This is a genomic window from Paenibacillus sp. cl141a, assembly GCF_900109305.1.
In the GTDB taxonomy this organism is placed as follows: Bacteria; Bacillota; Bacilli; order Paenibacillales; family Paenibacillaceae; genus Paenibacillus_AQ; species Paenibacillus_AQ lautus_A.
Map to the genome: position 1 here is coordinate 193,925 of NZ_FNZO01000004.1, position 19,920 is coordinate 213,844.

Genomic DNA, 19,920 nt, shown 5'->3' on the forward strand with positions numbered 1-19,920 from the left:
TTTAGCATAGGCTTACGTTTTTTTGGCCATTGCCTTCATCAGCTTCACCGCCGAACGCACGCGGGGACGCTTCAAATGCTCCTCCACGTAGCGGTAATCCGTCAGGATTACCTTGGCATCCCGCAAACCGTAAGCAAAATCATCATCAAACAGCAGGCGGTACTCCCATACCCGCTTCTCCCAATTCGGAATATTCGCCAGCATCCATTCATCCTCCGCCCCCGGGTGAACGTACGTTTCGCTGACCCCTTCGGGGAGTCTGTACAGCTTATCGATCAGCGACTGCTTGAAACTTTCGTAGGTCTCTCCTTCGACAATGGGAAACGGATGCGAGAGCAGATAATCCGGGATCGGCACGCCGAATGTATCGGCCAGGCTGGAGGCAAGCGCCACCGGCCGCTCGATATTCGGCAGCGTGCTGAGCAGCGGATCCTCCGGATGAATATAGCGAAACAAGCGCGCGGGGAGACGCCAGCGGGAAGTCTTCCACAGCATCTGCGGAATAAGGCTCCGCCCCGTTTCCATCCCGTAAAGGCTGCCCATGTGGTTATCCGCATGGCTGATGCGGATGCCGGCCTTCTTCGCAAGCCGGTATTGCGCCTCCAGCTCTTTTAGCACGGCGCCCGTCTCCGCTCCCCGTTCAAACTCCTGAACCGTCCGGTATTGATGACCGCTAGCGTCATGCAACGAAGGATGACCGGTCAAGCTCTTCCACCGCAAAGCTTCGAATTCGCTCGTCAAGGTCAGATGCAGCCCTACATTGGGTTGGCGCCGGCGTGCGGCCCAGGAGGCAGCCTCCTCAAAGCCGGGGGCCACGGTCATGATGGTCGCCGATGAAACTTTATTCTCCTCCAGCAGATGCCGGATCGCCTCATTCATGGCCTTGCTCTGTCCGAAATCGTCACAGTTGATGATCAGTCTTCGCTCCATGGTCATGCCCGCCTCCTATGGATTTTGAGAATTCGATTTTGGTTGCATACGACAGCACGAAGGAAATGGCCAACAGGCATAAGGGAACGACGCTGATTAAGTACCGAAAGGTCGATTCCGGGTCGCTTCCCGGGTTGTCACCGCTTTCATATCCGAATATCATGCCTACGACAAAAAACGCCAGGGCGGAGATCAATCCGCTGGAGCGCGTAATAAACCCGCTGACCGCCGTATAAATCCCCTCTCGGCGAAGCCCTGTCCGCTCCGCATCCTCATCGATGATGTTGCCGCTAACCATGGCCGGCGTAACCAGAAATCCCGCCAGACCGAACCCTACCCCAATCCCTGCCAGAATGCCGCTCATCAGATCATAGCCAAACCACAGCGGGATGACGGATACCCCATATATCCCCAGTGACAAACGCCATGCCTTCACGCCGTCCATCCGGCGGATCATCCAGTACCACACGAACACCAAGGGGATGACGGATACAAACACGGCCGCCAGCAGAATCGACACTTGATTATCCGGGATCCGGAGCACGTATTTTGCGTAAAAAGGGATCGTGGAGCTTATCAGCCCATTCACTGTCTGCGCAAAGGAATTGGAGATGTTGAACACCCAGAACTTCTTGTTTCGCAGCGTTTCACGAAACGCGTGGACAAGCTTGAGCGGCTCGCTTGCGCTGTACGCCTCTTCCTCGCGGACGCTCATCATGCACAGGAACATGAACACGCCGAACAGCAGCGCGTACAGCATCGCCATGTTCGAAAATCCCATGGCGTCATAGATGATCGGAGTCAGCGCAGTACCGATCAACAATGCCACCACTTGATAGCCCTGCTGGATGGCCGAGGCCTTCGCCCGGATGCGGTCTCCGCGGAACAGTTCGGGAAACAGCGCCCCATAATTGACCCATAATACGGTTGCCACGGCTTCATACAGGATAAGGGCAACCAAAAACCACATAAACAGTCCGTTCTCAGACAATCCTTCCGGCGGCGAGAACACGAGCACGAAGGTCAGCATGAAGAGCGGAATCGCCCCGAATACCCACGGCCTCCGCCGTCCCAGCCTGGTTCTGGTGCGATCGGACCAATACCCCATGAGCGGATTGTTGACCGCATCCCAGATCAAAAATACGGTTCGTGCCAGAGATGCCAGCCCTATGCCAAGACCCAAGGTATCGACGTAGAAAAAGATGTAAAAGGAGCTGAACGCCTGACTCGGAACCATCATGGCGAACATGCCCAGTGAAAATGAATACGGCGAATTCACCCAACTGCGCTTCATCCGTTTCCCTCCATCCGTCATGGACGATTTTGTTGTACAGTATTCGGCATGCGTAGGGAATATACCTGCGTAAACGAAGGCTCAGGTAATCTCGTCTATAGATTGGGGAAAACCATGGAGACTTGGAATTGGATGCATATACATATTTTTCATGACAGCTGCCCACCCTTCTAATTAAGGACCACAAAATCTTCGGAAAGGGTCTGTGCCATGGAACTCCTTAAGGATCTTGTGCTAGTGCTTGGGAGAATTTATACCATTTACCCGCTGCTCTTGGGCGTTACTCTATTCATGGGCCGCCGCTCCATCGCCGAGCTTCCCGTTTTCGACTACATCATTATCCTGTCCCTGGGCTCCGTGGTCGGAGCAGACATCGCGGATCCCAAAATCGAACATATCCATACCGCCTTTGCGATCATCGCCATCGGCTTGTTACAGAAGCTTGCCTCGATCCTGCTTGTGAAGAGCCGGCGCATCGGCAAGTGGATTACATTTGAACCGCTGATTGTCATTAAAGACGGGCAGTTCATTCATTCGAATATGAAAAAAGCACGTTACTCCATCGATAACATTTTGCAAATGCTGCGCAAGGAACAGATCTTCGATATGGCGGAAGTCGATATGGCGGTGCTGGAGCCGAGCGGCGCCTTATCCATCCTGAAAAAGATGGGGAAGACCGCCGTCACGCTGGAGGACCTGAAGTTAAAGCGGCAGAATGCCGGCCTGTCCTACGCCGTCGTCAAAGAAGGACGCATTCAAACGATTACCCTTCGAAAGTTAAACCTTACCGGGGAATGGCTGGAGACTCAGCTGGGTGAGCGGGGAATCCCCCTCGATCAGGTATTCTTCGCTTCACTCGATGAACAGAAGCGTTTAAATATCACCATTTACGATAAGGAAATTCCGCTCCCGCCCTTGTATCATTAAGGATCCCGAAAAAAGCCTGGCGCTGCCGCCCGGCTTCTTCCCGTTTATGACTTATTGAAGAACGATTTTGATGGCATTGCCGATAGGCGGCAGACTCTTGGTCAGTTCCGGACCGTAGTAGCCGATAATTTCCGCATCGTCAGCCAAGTCGCTCGTTTTCAGGGCTTTGCCGTCTTTATTCACGACAACCGTCTCGGGCGTCAAATTTAGGACGACTTCATTGGGGGATTGTTCCGTCAACCCTTTGCCCTTGATCGTTACGCGCAGGTTGCCGCCATCCGCATTGATGCCGGTGATGGCGCCGGCCGTAGCCAGCTGCTCCGTCTCTTCCTTGTCGGACTTCACGCTAATTTCGTATGCATACGTTTGAGGAGGCAGGCTCATCGTCATCGCCAGGCTGTGCACCGCTTCGATCTTCATGCCTTTTGCAAGATCCTTAAGCTCGATCTTCTTGCCTTCCGCATCACGGATGACCGTGTTCTCATCCACGTTCAGCACGATTCCTTCGGTGCCCGTGCCGTTAATATGAACGGCTTTTCGTTCTTCGTTATGGATAACTTCCGTGATCGTTCCAACCACGGTTTCCTTCTTAACCTCTTCCTCGGACGTGATGTTTACTTTCGTTCCATCAACCGCGACGTTAACCTGGAGCACTTCGCTGAAGAAGCTCGCAGGAACATACAGCGTGCCTTTTACATTCACCGGAGCAGCGCCGAGGGACTTATACATTTTGTTAACCGCATACTGATCTTTGCCTGTTTGCACGAGGGTCCAGATCGGCGATCCCGGTTGGGTTAGCTCCGCAGACCGGTCTTGTTGATTCCACTCCAGTTCGAATCCGAGCGCCTCGGATACGCTGCGCAGCGGGATCATGACCTGTTTCGCGCCGGCATTCATAAATCCGGCTCCAGCCACTTCCTTGCCGTTAACAAGAACACCATAATCAATGACCGCCGAAATCACCACCGGCTTCTGTTCCTGAATGTCTCCGGTTTGCGGTGCCGCATAAGCTGCTGCGCCACCCGAAACCGCCATGGCGGCAACCATCAGCGTCGCTGCTTGCTTCTTCCATGGTTTGTTCATGTTCATCATCCTTTCTAGGTGCCTTAGATTATCATGTACAACTATACTGACGGGCGTATCTGCCAAATGTTGCATTGAAATCCAAAGTCCAAGGGCCGGACATAAACCAAAAAGCCGCTCCGGGCGACTTTTCCAATCTCCCGAAACGGCTTTTGCACTGTGCATGAATATATCATTTAGCGTTGTATAAATAGCGGGTCCACAAAGCTTCGGCAATACTCCTCCGCAATCTGTTCCGCACTGTATCCCATATCGCGCATGTACAGAATAATATCGGCCCGCGGCAGGGATGCAAGCATCACGGAGGTGAACAGAGGATCCAGGGGCATCAGCTCCCCCTGCTCCGCCGCAAGCTCCAGCAGACGCTTGATCTGTGAGCGCAAATACGTGAAGGGCGGGTTTTCGCACATAATGTTCTTGGATTCCTCCAGACGGTCAGAGGTCAGCATCACCCTGAGCCACTCCAGGTCCTCGTTGAAATGCAGTATCACCTTCGTCATTACCGTCCGAAGCTGGTGTGCTACCGTTTCGCCTTCGCTACTGCGAAGATAAACGTCCAGCCCTTCCATAAACCGGTCGATCTTGGCCTCCATCAGCGTGAAGCAAATCTTGCTCTTGCTGGGATACCGGCGGTATAGGGTGCCTTGACCGATCCCCGCCGTTTTGGCCACTTGATGCATGGAGACGTCCTCGACTCCGTATTTGTTAAATAAGGCCTGAGCCGTATCCAAAATCTTTTGACCCAACTCGTCATTCTCTTTCGGCAATGCACGCATCCCTTTCTAATTAAACAAACGGGAACCTTATGCGGCAGACTGTTTTTCTTCAACGGGTGAAGACGTACGTTTAACAAATAAGCCCAGCACGAAAGCGATGATTGCAAGAACAAGTCCGATTACGAAGGCATTATGAAGACCGGCAACCATGCTTTGCACCGGATTGAGATCCCCGGTTGTTTCAACGTAATTTTTAGCACCTGCAGTCATGATGCTGATAAAGAGCGCCATACCGACAGCTCCCGCCACCTGCTGCAGCGTATTCATGATCGCCGTTCCATGCGGATACAGCAAGCGCGGCAGCTGATTCAAAGCCGTGGTTTGGGCCGGCATCATAACCATCGAAATCCCTATCATCATCATAACATGAAGGAAGATGACATAACCACCCGTCCATGTAGCGTCGATGCGCGAGAACAGGAAGATGGCGATGCTCAGCAGCGCCAAGCCGGGAATAATCAGAACGCGCGGTCCGAATTTATCGAACAGCTTCCCTGTAATCGGCGCCATCAATCCGTTGATGATCCCGCCTGGCATCATGACCAGACCCGCCGATAGCGCAGTCAAGCCCAGCGCGTTCTGCAGGAACAGCGGCAGCATGATCATGGTGGAGAACATGCTCATCATAAGTACCAGCATCAGCACGGTCACGAGGGAGAACATCGGAAATTTGAAGGTGCGCAGATCCAGCATCGGTTCCTCCATCTTCAGCTGGCGCCATACGAAGAGCAGCAAGCTGATAGCCCCGGCGGTAATGCACCATATGACCTTCGGATCGGACCAGGTGCCTTCGCCGGCACTGCTGAATCCATATACGATTCCCCCGAAACCGATGGTAGACAGAATAATCGAAATGTAATCGACCTTCGGCTTGGTCAGTTCCGATACGTTCCTCAGGAACACCGCGGCAAACACGATGGAGAACGCAGCGAGCGGAATGACCAGGTAGAACAACCAGCGCCAGTTCAGCGCATCCACGATCAAACCGGAAAGCGTCGGTCCGATCGCCGGTGCCGTCATGATGACCAGACCGATCATCCCCATGGCGGCTCCGCGATTCTGAGGCGGATAAATGCTAAGTATGGTGTTCATCAGAACCGGCAGCATAAGCCCTGTTCCGACGGCTTGCAGGATACGGCCTACCAGCAGCACCCCAAACACCGGCGAGAAGCCGCATATAATCGTACCTATCAGGAATAGCGACATAGCGCCAATAAACATCTGTCTTGTCGTGAACCAAAGCTGCAGCAGCGCCGTGACCGGCACCAGTATACCGACAACCAGCATGTAAGATGTGGAAAGCCACTGCACCGTCGACTCCCCAATGCCAAACTGCTCCATCAAGCTTGGGAAAGCGATGTTCAGCAATGTCTCATTCAAGATGGACACGAACGCGCCGATAATCAGTGCGGCAACGATCGGCCCTCTTTTTATTTTACTTAAATCAATCTTGGCCGAACTTGGCCCCACTCCCATATCCAAGACCTTATCCTCCCTGTCTTTTGTCTATACGGACAATTGTCCGGTAACGCGTTTTTTATTCTAACGGACAATTGTCCGCAGGTCAACTGAAAATTTTCATTAAATTTTCAAATTCGTCCACCCGGATGAAGCCCGATGCTTTATCCGCTGCCATAAGCAGCCGAAACAAGCAGGATTTCCAACATTTCGGCCATTCATATAAAAGGATCCGCCCCTAAATCGCGACTAGGGCGGATCCTTCTTCTATGCATATTTCGACTTCAGGTTCGCCTTGACCCGAAAGACCCTTGGCATTTCCTAAAATGCAAGTGTCCTAATAGGTCACTCCGCTTCGCGCAAGTCAGTACCTGAAAACGCTAAGCATTCCGTGCAATCTTTTCATTGTACACTTTGGCCCAGCCTTCCAAGTTGTTCGTTACGATCAAGAGTTCAGGATACTGGGCAAGGGAGGCCAATACCGTCTCGTCATCCGGCGTCCAGACGATGAGCTGGATCCCCCGCTTGCGCGCTTCCTCCATAAACGAAGGGGTCACGTATACATATTTGACGGACACATAGCGAGCGCCGAGCTGTTCCAGATAAGGAAAGACCGATGGCGTCGCCCCGTAAATCACAAGCCCCAGCTCGATGTCAGGATCAAGGGACCGAGCACGTTCAATCGAATAATGATCGAAGGAGGTCAGGAATACCTGCTTCTCCATGCCCGTATCCTTGATCACGTCAATGACCTTCTGTTCCAGCCCGGGGTAGGCGTCCCCCATCTGCTTCAACTCAATGTCAACGATCATCCGATCCTTGGCAAAACGCAGCGCTTCCTCCAGCGTGGGGATGACTTCCCCCTGGCCTGCATCCAGCTTGCGTATTTCCTCCAGCGTGAAGGCATTGATCGCTCCGGTTCCGTTGGTCGTCCGGTTAACCGTGGGATCATGAATCACGACGGGCACGCCGTCCTTCGTCAGCTGGACATCCAGCTCCAGGTGCGAGAAGCCAAGCTCCAGCGCTTTCCGAAAGCCCAGCATCGTGTTCTCCGGATATTTGAGCGGATACCCTCGATGGGCTAATCCCCGTACTTCCATGTGCCATTCCCTCCATATATAAGTCGATTGACGGCTTCGATCATACTGCCGCCGCAAGAAGACGGACATACGCAATCGAAATGCCGTTTGCTGCTCTATAGGTTTGTTCGCCATGGGCTTCCCTATCCCTGCTGCGTTCAGCAGGAATTAGCTTTATGTCCTTCGCTCGAACAAAGAGACGGTAGGGCGGTGTATCCATACCCACCGTCTCCACACCGTCCTGAATTCCGCAACATATGATTTATGCGCTTATTTAAACGTCGAGTTCGCCATCGCGGCCACGATATGCTTCTGCATCACCGTAAAGACCAGCACGATCGGGATGATCGCCATGACGCTGGACGCCATAATGACGTTGAAGAACATCGCTTCATTACCGGCGATGGAATCCCGCAGCATTGCTATGCCGACCGTAAGCACGCGCATGTCGTTGTTGTTGGTCATGATCAGCGGCCAGAAATACGAGTTCCAGGACGAAATGAAGATCAACACGCCCATGGTGACGATCGTCGGCATCGCCATCGGGAACAACAGCTTGTACAGAATGGAGAATCGGCCGGCTCCATCCACGCGCGCCGCTTCCAGCACATCGTTGTTAATCGATTTGAACGCCTGCCGGAGCAGGAATATCGCATAGGCGGACGCCCCGTGAGGGACGATGAGCGCCCAGAAGGTATTCAGCCAATCGAGCTTGGACATCATGACGTACACGGGAACGAAAATTACCTGTTCCGGCACGATCAACGCGGCAAGCACTAGCAGAAACAGAGCGTCCCGTCCCCAGAACTTCCCCTTCGCGAATGCATAAGCGGCCATGAGCGCCACGTTCAGCTGCAGAATTATGGTTCCGACCGCCATGAGCAAGGTATTGCCGAAGAACCGCGCGTAAGGGATCACCCGGAAGGCTTCGGCAAAGTTCTGCCAGGCAAAGGTTTCCGGCCAGAATGTAGGAACGGCCATCCGCATCTCAGACTGCGTCTTGAGCGCGCTGATCAGCAGCCAGTACACCGGAAAGAACATGACGAGGGTCACGATCACGGCCCCGAGTACGCGAAGCGTCATCATGGTTTTTCGGTTCTTGGCCGATCCAGCCATATAATTATCCTTCATAATGCACCTTCTTCCTGCTGACCACCCATTGTACCAATGTTAACAGCAATATGATTACGAACAGAATCATGACAAGCGCCGAGGCTCTTCCCGTTTTGAATTCGTCAAAGGCCATCGTATAGATCCAGTACACGATCGCATTCGTTGCTTTGAGCGGACCTCCATCGGTCATGACGTCAATCGACTGGAACACCTGCATAGAGGAAATAAAGCTGGTAATGACCAGAAACAAGGTCATCGGCGACAAGAGCGGCAGCGTAATGTTGCGGAACTGCCGGAACTTGCTCGCTCCATCAATGGAGGCCGCCTCGTAATACTCGGCCGGAATCCCCCGCATGCCTGCAATAAAGAGGATCATTGCAAAGCCGACGCCTTTCCAGACCGAAACGGCAACCAGCGCCGGCAAGGCCGTCGAAGGGTTGGTCAGCCATTCGACCGGCTCCATGCCGAACCAGGAAACAATGGAATTCAATAGCCCGTATTGTCCATTGTAAATCCATGTAAACACCATGGCCGCGACAACCATCGATACGTAATACGGCATAAAGATGACACCGCGCATGAAGCCGAACAACCTTGACGATGACACGTTGAGCAGCAAGGCCAGCAGCAGCCCGATGACCAGCGTGAATACAACGTCCATGACGGTATACAGGAACGTGACCTTCAAGGAGTGATAGAAATCCGAGTTCGACAGCAGGCGCGTATAGTTATCGACGCCCACGAATTTCTTCACGGGACGGGTCATGTTCCAATTCGTGAAGCTGATGTAGATGGAATAACCCAGCGGATAATACAGGAACACGCCCATAAACAGCAAGGCCGGAACTGCGAACGAGAAGTCCTTCCACTTCTCGATCAACGTATGAGACATCCGTTTAGAGACCGAAGCGGTCGCCCGATCGGACGCCGCCTTTGTCATTGCTTTATTGGTCTCCATAGGCATCACTCATAGTCAGCCAGAATATCGTTGATCTTCTTGGCTGCATCCTGCATAAGTGATGTCGGATTTTTTTTGTTCAATACCATTTCCCCTACGACTTCTTTGTAGACTTCGCTGAATTCAGGATAAGCCGGATGCTGCAGACGCGGCGTTACTTCGTCGAAGTGCTCGTATACCGCTCTGTATTGCGGCCATCTTTCGAAATATTGATCGCCTTCCTCGGATTCGATCGCGGATTTTCTTGTCGGCAGGTATCCAACGGATTCCGCCCATTTAATGTTGTGCTCCGCGGAAGTCATGAACTCGATGAATTTCCAAGCCGCTTCTTTCTCCAGATCCTCTGCGCCGTCCATCATGACGATCCCCGCGCCGCCAATGTTGGAGGTCCGCACTTTATCGCCAGGGATAAAGGATACGCCAACCTCAAAGTCCGCATTCTCGCGGTACATCTTCAGCATAGCGGAAGTATGCTGCACCATGGCGATTTCGCCGTTCAGGAACATCTGGCGCATATTGTCGGAAGCCCCTTTACCGAAGCCCATATGCATGCTGCCTTCATTTTGCCACTTGTAGAAGTTCTGAAGGTACCGGAGAGAGTCCTCGGTCTCGACAGCGGAAGCACTCAGGTCCTCCGTCAGGATTTGTCCGCCGCCGTTAATGTTCCACGGGTCATAGTACCATGTGTCCCAGCCTGGAACGGAGAAGGCATAGCGAGTCGTTTTATCGCCTTCTTTTTTCGTAACTTTTGCATTGAAATCCTCGATTTCGTCCCACTTCGCAGGCGGCTCTACACCCAGCTCGTCCAGCATCGTTTTGTTGTAGACAAATACGCTGGTGCTCACGATGAGAGGAAATCCGAATTGCTTGCCGTTGTAAGCATAGGCGTTCAGCATCCCTTTAGCAAAATCGTCCATCTTCACTTCGTCGCGCTTGATCCACGGGCCCAAGTCGGCAAAAACGCCGCTGTCCGCAAAATTGGCGAGCGATGATACCTCGACGTTGGTAACGGCCGGCACGTCATTCGCAGCCACGGCAGCCGATAATTTTTTGTGAAGATCAGGATAACCGCCTTGGAACACGGGCTCTACCGTAATATGAGGGTATTTCTTCTGGAATTCGGCAATCATGTAGTTCAAGCCTTCAAGCTGTGCATCCGCATGGGCATGCCAGTATTGGATTTTAACGGGTGTCGTGTCGTTCTTCATATCCATCGAAGCGGCTTCCACGTCATCCAGCGAAACCTCTCCTCCGGCACTTTCATTTCCACCGCCGCCTCCGCAAGCCGTGGTAATCACCATAAATATGGTCAGTAACATTAACAACCATGATTTCTTTTTCATAGATGATCTGTTGTCCCCTTTCGAATCTATTCATCATTCATCATCCAAAATTACCGTCGATCCACTTCATCAAATGCCGGTTGGAACCGCACGCGGATCCCTTAGGAATGGGAGAATCCCCATCCAAACAGCCCGCCTATCCCTTAAAAAGCGCACAAAAATAGAGACGTCAAAAAGAGCGCAACCTAAGAGCCACCACCTCCTATAAAAGCTAAAGTAGCTGCTACTCGGGTTATCTCATCGTCTCCACCCCTAGCAAATATGTAATTGTGATTAATCCGTCATTCCTACGAGACCGTTACGTCCAAAAACGCGTGTCTCCCGTAGATACGAGGTCTGCGCCGTTCGCCAGCGCCTCGTCGATTTCTTCTTCGCTTCGTAAAAAACCTCCCACTATGAGCGGACAGTGAATTTCCTTCTTCAGATCGCGGATGACGCGAGGCATAAGTCCCGGCATCAATTCCACTTCATCCGGACGTGCTTGTCCGATCATCTTCACTGCGGTTCCCAAAGCTGTCGTATCGATCGCAAACACGCGCTGTATCGAGCTGATGCCTGCCTGGCGCGAAGCCAATACCGTATTCGTCTTCGTCGTAATGATCCCGTCGATCCTGTACGAATCCGCCAAATACTGCACTGCCGAATTATCCCGGCCGATGCCGCTTACCATTTCCAGATGGACAAACACTTTTTTTCCTGAGGAGTGCAGTCGGTTTACGATATCCCTTAGTTTCATGATGTCGCCTGTCATCAGGTTCACCCGTTCCACCGCGCTGTTCACAGCCGCATCGATCTGTTCCAGCTTGGTAATCGAAGCAATAACGGGAAGACGGCGTCTCCCTTGATCTGTCATAAGTGCGTGTCCTCCTTATTATGAACACCTCTTATGATAGAGCTATAAGATCATGCGAGTATTAACGATATGTTAAATCTGTGTTAACGGCCCGCTTCTAGGCTCCCGCATATCATGAATACGATTTCTATTCAGTTAACAACAGATTCTGCTATATCCCTGGTTTGGTGGATTCCCTCCTAGATTCAGGATCATGCGGTCCTGCGAAGTCTTGGATAGCGCTTTCATAATAGCTTGTCGAGCTATTTAGTATCTATCATAGAGGAATTATTTAGCTAGAGTCTATAGCGAAATTTGTTTTATTTTGTCGAATTAAAAAGAATGTAAGACCAATGTAATAAATATCATGGCAGGAAGCTCGTTTTTATGATCGTACAGCGAATCATTAACCTGCGATTACCATCTGCAGGATTCGGGAGGAAGGAATGCCATGACCTCGAATCTTCAATCGCCCGTTTCTATGACTCAAATGCACGGCTGCTCGTAGGAAACGGAACGCGCTGCAGGCCGCCATGGATAAGCCGGTGGCCTGCGCACGTCGTGTGGCTAAACCTCTTTTCCTATATTCTTGCCACCTTCAAAAGATAACGACGCTTGTCCCAAATGATGGCTTACGCACGAGGCACCGAGGGGCTTCCAGATCACGGGCTGTGCGGAGGCTTGGACGCAGGGATCATCGGGACTCATTTGCTCAGCAAGTGCACGATCATCTTGAGGGTTTCTGCCCTTGATGCCATACTGTCCGGACGGAAGGTGTCATCGCTGTAGCCGTTCACAAAGTCCAATTGGACCGCCTTCAGGATAGACTCTCTGGACCAGTCCGGTATCTCGCTCGCATCCTTAAAGGAGAGCCCATCATCGTATCCAGGCAGCGGGCCATGCACATACTCGTAAGCACGGGTCATCATCGCTGCCAGCTCGGCACGGCTGACCGGACTGTACGGATCAAAGACACTTTCGCTCCGTCCACTGACGATGCCTGAAGCGTAAGCCGCCGCCACATCCGCGGCATACCATCGATCGGCGGGAATGTCATGGAATGGAGGGGAGGCCAGGCCGGGCTTCAGCTGCAAGGAACGGGCAAGCATGGAGGCCGCCTCTGCACGGCTGATCGGACGCTCGGGCGCGAAGGTCGTCTCCGAGCTTCCATTCACCAAGGAAGCCGCAACCGCACCTTCAATAAAAGGCGCTGCCCAGTAATCCTCCGGTACATCCGTGAACGTCATCTCGGATCCCAGCGTTTCATAAACAGCTTTCGCTATTTCCTGTACTACCGGATTTCCGATAGCCTGGGCTTCGTCAAAACTGCTGGTCGTCGTGACTTCGGTCAGTACCGAAATGGCGATTTCCCGGCCTGGCACGAGAAAATATCCGGCATCATGGGTCACGTTCGCATTCTCCCCGGTTTTATGGGCAATCGGTGCATCGGGGAGGGCTGCTCCGAACTTGGTGTCCACCTCCTGGGCTTTCATCCAGTCGATGATCTGATCACGGGAGTTATCGGACAAGAATGAACCTGAATGAATGTAGGCAAGCAGATGGACCAAATCCTCCGCGTCGATATAGTTGTCCTGCTCCGGCGTAGGCGCGGCCGCGAACATTTTCCGTCCCAAATGCATGACATCCAGACCGAGTTCATCCATCAGATTCTGGACCTCATCCAATCCGACCACGTCAATCAGCACGTTCGTCGCCGTATTATCCGATTGGGTGATCATCAGCTTGGCCAAACGTTCGATGGTGACATCCTGCGGAAAAGTTTCCTTTTGCAAGGAGCCGGTTCCGCCTACGACATCTTCCTTCTCAACCTTAACCGTCTCTTCCAGGGTCAGTTTGCCTGCGTCCACTTCCTTCATCAAGCCCGATACAAGCGCCATCTTGATGGTGCTGGCAGGCATATAGGATTGGCGGGATCCCAGAAGCAGCTCCCGGTCGCCGGGTTTGCCGCTTAGATCCTTCAAGCCTACGGAAACCCTGATCCCCTTGTCCTCAGCTTCTCGAATGATGGGATTTACGGCTAACAACAGGGCCGGCCACGTATCCGCCGATACGGCTTCAGCCGGGGGCGGGGTGTCCATCAAGAAGTTATACACTGCCTTGGCCACACGCTGTACGACCGGGTTGCCCAGTTCCTGGGCTTTGCCCGCATCCTCAGGCTTAGTGACCTTCGTTAATACGGTGACGGCAGCCTCGCGTCCGGGAACGAGGAAATATCCGATGTCATGGCTGACATCGCCCAGCTCCCCGGTTTTGTGAGCAATCGGTTTACCCGGCAGCGCCGCGCCGAATTTGGTCTTCACTTCCTGCGCCTTCATCCAGGCCAGGATCTGATCCCGCGATTTGGCGGTTAAGATCTCGCCGGCATAGATTCTCTCAAGGAGCGTCAGGAGCTCCTCCCCATCCACATAATTATCAGCAGCAGGGGATTTTGCGGGCGTCATCATTTTCCGGCCTAACTGCATGGTTTCAAATCCCTGTTCCTCAATGAAAGCGTTAATGCGCTCGAACCCGAGGAGATCAATCAGGGCATTGGTTGCCGTATTGTCGGATTGCGTAATCATCAGTCGCGCTAAAGACTCGATTGTGATATCCAGAGGGAATTTTCCGTCCTTGAGCGAACCGGCTCCGCCTACAACCTGTTCCGGTTGAACCTGAATAGTCTGCTCCAGCGCATACTTCCCTGCTTCGATGTCCTGCATCAGCGCTGTTACGATGGCGATCTTGATCGTGCTGGCAGCATAGTATACATCCGATGATCCCACCTGGATCTTCCCGCCGCCGTATGTACCGCTAAGATCTTGAATGCCGACAGACAGCTCGATGCCATCTTCTGCTGCGGCTTTCACAATAGGCCGAAGAACGGATTCCAACCGGTCCAGGCTGCCTTTTTGCGTTCCGGCTGCCCAAGCCTTGGGGACTTGCCCCAAGGAGATAAACCAAGTCGTCGTGAATAAGATAAATGCAAGCGTGCTCTTGAAAAGGACTCCGGTTAATCTGGACATGCTAATCACTCCTCATAACTTTGGTGTAATATATAATTACATAATAACTCTTTAGTCGACTATAATTATAATTAAATGTAGGGTATATTTACATCATTTAAATATGTTCAACAAAAATATTATGATTATAGCTGTTATAATGTCAGTTATAATAACATAAAGGTCCAGTTTCACCATAGAAATATAAAAACCCGAATTCCGGAAGCGGAATTCGGGTCGATGAATATAGAGAGCACTAGCTATTCAAACAAAGGAACCTTCGGGTCCTTCCCGTTACAGTGAACCAGCATCGCGTGCAGCTGCCCCCTGTGGTGATACAGGTGCGCCGCGATTTCGAGCAGCCATTCGTACCTGGAATAGGTGACGCCCCAATAAGAGGTCATCTCCTGATGAAGCTCCTCTTCCGTCATTTCTCGGAACGCCTGCTCCAGATATGAATAGTTGCTCAACAACTCCGCCTGTATGTCCTTCAGGTTATTTAACGACACGCCTGCGTAATAAGCGCTCATCTCCTCTTGGGTGGCTCCTCCGGATATATGGAAATCGGCCCGGCAGATGACAGCAATATGCTTGAGCAACTCTCCGACCGAATGTTTGCCTTCCGTCGGCTTGACGAGCAAATCCCCTTCATCCAGCTTATCGATGATCGCGACAACCGAGACGACAGCCACCTCGATCTGATGCAGGGCATATGTACAATAGGAATTCATAGGTTCTCTCCAATCCGGTATGTATACAGTAATCTGTTCAAAATCACCTCATCATTATAGAACATATGTTCCTGATATTTCAACAAAAAAACAACCTGACCCTTAAGCACTAAGAGTCAGGTTGTTCAAAAGCAAATCATGTATTTGATCAGCTAACCAGGTCAAATCCGGTTGTATTCTCAAGCACTTCCACATGAAACGCGCTGCCGTCGGCCTTACGCACAACGCTAACCGACAGGTGCCCGCTACCGACCGCAATCCGTTCGGCCTTCAGTTCGTTCATCCCTTCCGGAAGGAACGGCGACAGCGCGATTTCCTTCTTCGCCGCGTTCGGATATAATCCGAGCATCGCCTGTAGGAAGACGATCGAGGTTCCCGCCGCCCAAGCCTGCGGCGAACAGGTCGTCGGGTACGGAACGGGATGGCCCAGCTTCGCATCATGACCGCAGAACAGCTCAGGCAAACGCTGGTATTCAAAATGCGCGGAAGCCTGCAGCAGGCCGGAAATCACCTTGCCTGCCTCCTCCTTGAACCCCTGCTTGCCGAGACCCAGCAGGATCATGGCATTGTCATGCGGCCATACGCTCCCATTGTGATAGCTCACCGGATAGTAGCCGGTGGAGCCAGTACTCATCGTGCGGATACCGTATCCGTTGAACATGTCGCTTCTAAGCAGCCGCTCGGCTTGCGCCTTCGAGCGGCTCTCTTCCGGCAATCCGCTCATGAGCAGATGCCCGGGATTCGAGGTCACGCTGCGTACCTGGCGTTGATCCTTATCCAGCGCAATGGCGTAACACTGCTCATCCTCCATCCAGAAGGCCGCTTCAAAACGGACCCGAAGCTCCTCGGCTTCCGTTTCCAGCTTGCGGGCCAGTTCCGGCTCGCCCATCTCCTCGAAGACCGGTGCCAGCGATTGCTTCGCTTGATACACGTAACCCTGAACCTCCGACAGCGCGATCGGCGATTCCGCATACTCGCCGTTCTCATGGATGATCGAGTTGGCGGAATCCTTCCAGCCTTGGTTCGGGAAGCCTTTCTCGGCTTCCTGCTTGTAGGCCATGAAGCCGGAGCCCGCTTCGAGCACGGCATCGATATAATCCAGTGCCCGCAGCACGTTCGGCTTGAGCTCCTCCGCCAGGGAGAGATCGCCCGTCCAGCGGTAATATTCGCCGATCAGCGCCAGGAACAGCGACGTGGAATCGATGGTGCCGTAGTACGGCGAGAACGGGGACTGATTCGTTGTGACCAGCTCTCCATAGCGGATCTCATGCATGATTTTGCCCGGCTGCTCATCCCGCCAAGGGTCCGTCTTCTCGCCTTGATAAGCCGCCAGCGTTCTCAAGGTTCCTTTGGCAAGCTGCGGGTTCGCCGGAAGCATGAACAGCGCCGTGATCAAACTGTCTCTGCCGAACGGAACCGCGAACCATGGCAGTCCGGCTACCGTTGTATCGCCGAAGCCCACATCGGTCGTCAGCATGCGCAGATCCTGCAATCCTCTCTGGTACAAGCCGCTGAACAGCGCGGAATCCGACTGGACCTGCGAGCTGTTCCCGTACCAAGCTTCGTACGAGGCTTCGAGTTTCTTCAGCCCCTCTTCATAAGTCAGCGTCTCTGTTGCGGGTTGCCGCTCCGTCATCGGCGTGACAAAGAACGTAATCACCTTCTGCTCTTTGGCTTTCAGGGACAAGGAGAATGAAACCGTGCCGGTATCATCCGCTTTGCCGCCGTCCGCATCCCAGGCAATGCGCGTCTGCCTTCTCAGCTTGTCGGCGCCGATGTAGGCCAGCGTCATCTCTTGATCGCCTGCCCGAATCCCTTCCATTTTGCCGACTTCGCCCGTACGGTATTTACGGACCAGGAACATATCCTGAAAATCCGCATCGAAGGAAACCCCGAACTCGATATTCGAATCGGTCACAAAGTAATTGGTCAACGTACAGCGCTCGTACAGAACGCCATCATAAATGAAGCGTTCCCGAAGCACTTCGATCGCCCCTTCATCCTTGGCATCCTTCATCAGGCGGAAGGAGGCCACATAGCTTTTATCCCCCGTGGAGGACAGAAGCGAAGGCTTCTCGCCATCGATGAACAGCTCCATGCGGCTCAGAAAACGCGTATCCTTTGTATACAAACCATGGCCCTGATCGTCTCCCTGGACGATATCTCCGTTAAGCCCGGTCAGAAAAAACACGTCTCCTTCTTTAATTACGCGGTAGTCCATGCATAAATCCCCCTTTATTCAACAACCTCAAGCTCAGCCTGCAGTCCTTCCTCCGAATGCGGTCCGACCCAGACATGGAACTTTCCGGGCTCTACCGTAAATTCAAGCCTTTCATCCAGCAGCCCCAATGCTTCCCGTCCCAACGTAAAATGCACCTCACGGCTTTCACCAGGCTGCAGCCGCACCTTGGAGAATCCCTTCAGCTCTTTGACCGGCCGGGTCGAGCTTGCCACCAAGTCGCGGATGTAGAGCTGCACGGTTTCCTCGCCAGCTCTGGAGCCCGTATTCGTGATGCTCGCGGATACACGGACGGATTCGTCCCGGCCGATCTGATGCCGATCCAGCTTCAGATCCGTATATTCGAACGTTGTATAACTGAGGCCGTACCCGAACGGATACAGCGGAGAATCGTCGCAATCGATATAATCTTCGTACAGATGGGGCCGCCCGGTATTCTTCCGGTTGTAATACATCGGGATTTGGCCCGTCGCGCGCGGAACGGTAACCGGCAGGCGACCGCTCGGATTGTACGCGCCCGTCAGCACGTCCACAAGCGCAAGGCCTGTGGCGGTTCCCAAATGCCAAGCTTCCACCACGGCATCGGCGTGCTCATGCAGCCATGGAGTCGCAAGCGGCCGTCCGTTCATCAGCACGGCGACGATCGGCGTGTCAGTCTGACGCTTCAGCTCCCGAATCAGGTACTCCTGGCAGGCTGGAAGCGTAATGGACGTCACATTGTAGTGTTCGCCGGTCATCGCTTCGGATTCGCCGACAACGACCACGGCGACATCGTACTGCTTGGCAAGCTGAACGGCACGATCGACTCCGCCGTCCAGCTCCTCCAGTATGCCGCTGCCCTGCTCGTAGAACACCTCGGCCTTCGGTGCAATTTCCGATTGAAAAGCGTCCCGCACCGTGACAACGTCCTCATCCCGGCCTTTCCAAGCCCAGCAACCCATTGAATTATGACGATCATCGGCCAGCGGCCCGATCAGGGCCAGCTTCTTGTGCTTGCCGGTATCCAGCGGCAACATCCCGCCGCGATTCTGCAGGAGCACGATCGATTTCCGGGCGCTGTCCCTGGCCTGGGCCAGATGTGCCGCTGGAATGGCTCGCCCTTTCAGCAGATCGCCGGCTTCTTCGTCTTCTTCGCCGCTTACATAGGGGTTCTCGAACAATCCGAGGCGGATTTTCACCCTCAAAATGCGAAGCACCGCGTCATCCAACATCTGAAGCAGCTCGGGGTTATCCTGGACCAGCGCCTCCAGATGATCGAGATAGACGCCGGAATGCATGTCCATGTCGACGCCGGCGTTCAGCCCCTTCCGCGCGGAATCCTTCCGGTCCTCCGCATAGCCATGGTAGATCAGCTCTTCGATCGACTCCCAGTCGCTGACCACCATGCCGTCAAAGCCCCATTCCCGCTTCAATATATCCCGCAGCAGATAGCGGCTTCCGGAAGCGGGAACCCCGTTGAGTTCGCTGAAAGCACTCATCACCGACAGAGCGCCTGCCCGAATCCCGTGCTCAAACGGCGGCAGCACGGTTTCCCGCAGCGTCCGCTCCGACATGTCCGTTGTATCATAGTCCCGGCCGCCTTCAATCCAGCCATAACCGGCAAAATGCTTCACGCATGCCGCTACGGTCGGGTTGCCATCCCCGTTCGGACTTTGAAACCCTCTTACCTTCGCGGCAGCGGCCAGGGAGGACAGGTAGGCATCCTCCCCCGTACTCTCCGCGATGCGGCCCCACCGGGGGTCGCGCGTCACGTCCACCATCGGGGCAAAAGTCCAGCGGATACCTTCCGCTGCCGCCTCTTCTGCCGCAATGCGGGCGTTCTTCTCCATCCCTTCGAGATCCCAGCTGGCAGCTTCTCCGAGCGGAATCGGAAAGATGGTGCGAAAACCGTGGATGACGTCATCCCCGATGAGAAGAGGAATCCCCAGCCGTGTTTCCTCCAAGGCCAGCCGCTGGAGCTCGTTGATTTTTTTCGGACCATGCACATTCAGCAGCGACCCGATCTTGCCTTCGGCAACCAGCTTCAGCTCCCGCTCCTCGCATCGGCCGTACTGCACCGTCTGACCGATCTTCTCGGCCAAGGTCATCTGTGCGAGCAAGTCCTTTGCACGCTGTTCCGCGTTATCCATGTCTAATCCCTCCCGATGCTTCTATA

The 19,920-nt window shown here is 53.4% G+C and carries 15 protein-coding genes; 1 reads left to right on the plus strand and 14 read right to left on the minus strand.

Annotated elements, in window-relative coordinates; genetic code table 11:
• Positions 1-12 precede the first annotated feature (12 nt).
• Both BMX45_RS13650 and BMX45_RS13655 read right to left on the minus strand, forming a co-directional pair.
• Complete coding sequence (locus tag BMX45_RS13650) at positions 13-936, minus strand: polysaccharide deacetylase family protein (protein ID WP_090910134.1); 924 nt, start codon at positions 934-936, stop codon at positions 13-15.
• A complete protein-coding gene (locus BMX45_RS13655; RefSeq protein WP_090910135.1) occupies positions 902-2,224 on the minus strand; it encodes an MFS transporter in 1,323 nt (440 codons plus the stop codon). The genes BMX45_RS13650 and BMX45_RS13655 overlap by 35 nt, the downstream gene beginning before the upstream one ends.
• Positions 2,225-2,434: 210 nt before the next feature.
• On the opposite strand from BMX45_RS13655, the gene BMX45_RS13660 reads away from it, so the two are divergent.
• Positions 2,435-3,151: a DUF421 domain-containing protein gene (locus BMX45_RS13660; protein ID WP_090910136.1), complete on the plus strand. Its 717-nt coding sequence runs from the start codon at positions 2,435-2,437 to the stop codon at positions 3,149-3,151.
• A gap of 51 nt (positions 3,152-3,202) precedes the next feature.
• On the opposite strand, the gene BMX45_RS13665 is transcribed toward BMX45_RS13660, so the two are convergent.
• The 12 genes from BMX45_RS13665 to BMX45_RS13720 all read right to left on the minus strand — a co-directional run bounded on the left by BMX45_RS13665 (position 3,203) and on the right by BMX45_RS13720 (position 19,894).
• Complete coding sequence (locus BMX45_RS13665; protein WP_090910137.1) at positions 3,203-4,234, minus strand: copper amine oxidase N-terminal domain-containing protein; 1,032 nt, start codon at positions 4,232-4,234, stop codon at positions 3,203-3,205.
• A gap of 176 nt (positions 4,235-4,410) precedes the next feature.
• Complete coding sequence (locus tag BMX45_RS13670) at positions 4,411-4,980, minus strand: TetR/AcrR family transcriptional regulator (protein WP_254778068.1); 570 nt, start codon at positions 4,978-4,980, stop codon at positions 4,411-4,413.
• Positions 4,981-5,037: 57 nt separating this feature from the next.
• Complete coding sequence (locus tag BMX45_RS13675; RefSeq protein WP_090910139.1) at positions 5,038-6,492, minus strand: MDR family MFS transporter; 1,455 nt, start codon at positions 6,490-6,492, stop codon at positions 5,038-5,040.
• Positions 6,493-6,848: 356 nt separating this feature from the next.
• Entirely contained in the window at positions 6,849-7,682 is an 834-nt protein-coding gene (locus BMX45_RS13680) for a glycerophosphodiester phosphodiesterase (RefSeq protein WP_254778069.1), read from the minus strand.
• Positions 7,683-7,817: 135 nt separating this feature from the next.
• Positions 7,818-8,678: a carbohydrate ABC transporter permease gene (locus BMX45_RS13685; RefSeq protein ID WP_090910141.1), complete on the minus strand. Its 861-nt coding sequence runs from the start codon at positions 8,676-8,678 to the stop codon at positions 7,818-7,820.
• A complete protein-coding gene (locus BMX45_RS13690) occupies positions 8,668-9,618 on the minus strand; it encodes a carbohydrate ABC transporter permease (RefSeq protein ID WP_090910142.1) in 951 nt (316 codons plus the stop codon). Before BMX45_RS13690 ends, BMX45_RS13685 begins: the two co-directional genes overlap by 11 nt.
• Before the next feature lie 5 nt (positions 9,619-9,623).
• A complete protein-coding gene (locus BMX45_RS13695; protein ID WP_090910143.1) occupies positions 9,624-10,961 on the minus strand; it encodes an ABC transporter substrate-binding protein in 1,338 nt (445 codons plus the stop codon).
• Between the two features lie 298 nt (positions 10,962-11,259).
• Positions 11,260-11,814: a glycerol-3-phosphate responsive antiterminator gene (locus tag BMX45_RS13700; RefSeq protein ID WP_090910144.1), complete on the minus strand. Its 555-nt coding sequence runs from the start codon at positions 11,812-11,814 to the stop codon at positions 11,260-11,262.
• Between the two features lie 683 nt (positions 11,815-12,497).
• On the minus strand, positions 12,498-14,816 hold the full coding sequence (locus tag BMX45_RS13705; protein WP_090910145.1) for a serine hydrolase: 2,319 nt from the start codon (positions 14,814-14,816) through the stop codon (positions 12,498-12,500).
• 239 nt (positions 14,817-15,055) lie between these two features.
• Positions 15,056-15,526, minus strand: a complete 471-nt coding sequence (locus BMX45_RS13710; protein ID WP_090910146.1) for a DinB family protein — start codon at positions 15,524-15,526, stop codon at positions 15,056-15,058.
• 148 nt (positions 15,527-15,674) lie between these two features.
• Complete coding sequence (locus tag BMX45_RS13715) at positions 15,675-17,747, minus strand: amylo-alpha-1,6-glucosidase (protein ID WP_090910147.1); 2,073 nt, start codon at positions 17,745-17,747, stop codon at positions 15,675-15,677.
• Positions 17,748-17,761: 14 nt separating this feature from the next.
• The gene (locus tag BMX45_RS13720; RefSeq protein ID WP_090910148.1) at positions 17,762-19,894 is read right to left on the minus strand and encodes a glycoside hydrolase family 3 N-terminal domain-containing protein; all 2,133 of its coding nucleotides are present in this window, start codon (positions 19,892-19,894) and stop codon (positions 17,762-17,764) included.
• Positions 19,895-19,920: the final 26 nt, after the last annotated feature.

What these genes read in the sequence shown, in the direction of transcription:
- BMX45_RS13650 (WP_090910134.1), bottom strand. Translation starts at nt 936, where the DNA reads ATGACCATGGAGCGAAGACTGATCATCAACTGTGACGATTTCGGACAG.
- BMX45_RS13655 (WP_090910135.1), bottom strand. Translation starts at nt 2,224, where the DNA reads ATGAAGCGCAGTTGGGTGAATTCGCCGTATTCATTTTCACTGGGCATG.
- BMX45_RS13660 (WP_090910136.1), top strand. Translation starts at nt 2,435, where the DNA reads ATGGAACTCCTTAAGGATCTTGTGCTAGTGCTTGGGAGAATTTATACC.
- BMX45_RS13665 (WP_090910137.1), bottom strand. Translation starts at nt 4,234, where the DNA reads ATGAACAAACCATGGAAGAAGCAAGCAGCGACGCTGATGGTTGCCGCC.
- BMX45_RS13680 (WP_254778069.1), bottom strand. Translation starts at nt 7,682, where the DNA reads ATGGCGAACAAACCTATAGAGCAGCAAACGGCATTTCGATTGCGTATG.
- BMX45_RS13685 (WP_090910141.1), bottom strand. Translation starts at nt 8,678, where the DNA reads ATGAAGGATAATTATATGGCTGGATCGGCCAAGAACCGAAAAACCATG.
- BMX45_RS13690 (WP_090910142.1), bottom strand. Translation starts at nt 9,618, where the DNA reads ATGGAGACCAATAAAGCAATGACAAAGGCGGCGTCCGATCGGGCGACC.
- BMX45_RS13695 (WP_090910143.1), bottom strand. Translation starts at nt 10,961, where the DNA reads ATGAAAAAGAAATCATGGTTGTTAATGTTACTGACCATATTTATGGTG.
- BMX45_RS13700 (WP_090910144.1), bottom strand. Translation starts at nt 11,814, where the DNA reads ATGACAGATCAAGGGAGACGCCGTCTTCCCGTTATTGCTTCGATTACC.
- BMX45_RS13705 (WP_090910145.1), bottom strand. Translation starts at nt 14,816, where the DNA reads ATGTCCAGATTAACCGGAGTCCTTTTCAAGAGCACGCTTGCATTTATC.
- BMX45_RS13710 (WP_090910146.1), bottom strand. Translation starts at nt 15,526, where the DNA reads ATGAATTCCTATTGTACATATGCCCTGCATCAGATCGAGGTGGCTGTC.
- BMX45_RS13715 (WP_090910147.1), bottom strand. Translation starts at nt 17,747, where the DNA reads ATGGACTACCGCGTAATTAAAGAAGGAGACGTGTTTTTTCTGACCGGG.
- BMX45_RS13720 (WP_090910148.1), bottom strand. Translation starts at nt 19,894, where the DNA reads ATGGATAACGCGGAACAGCGTGCAAAGGACTTGCTCGCACAGATGACC.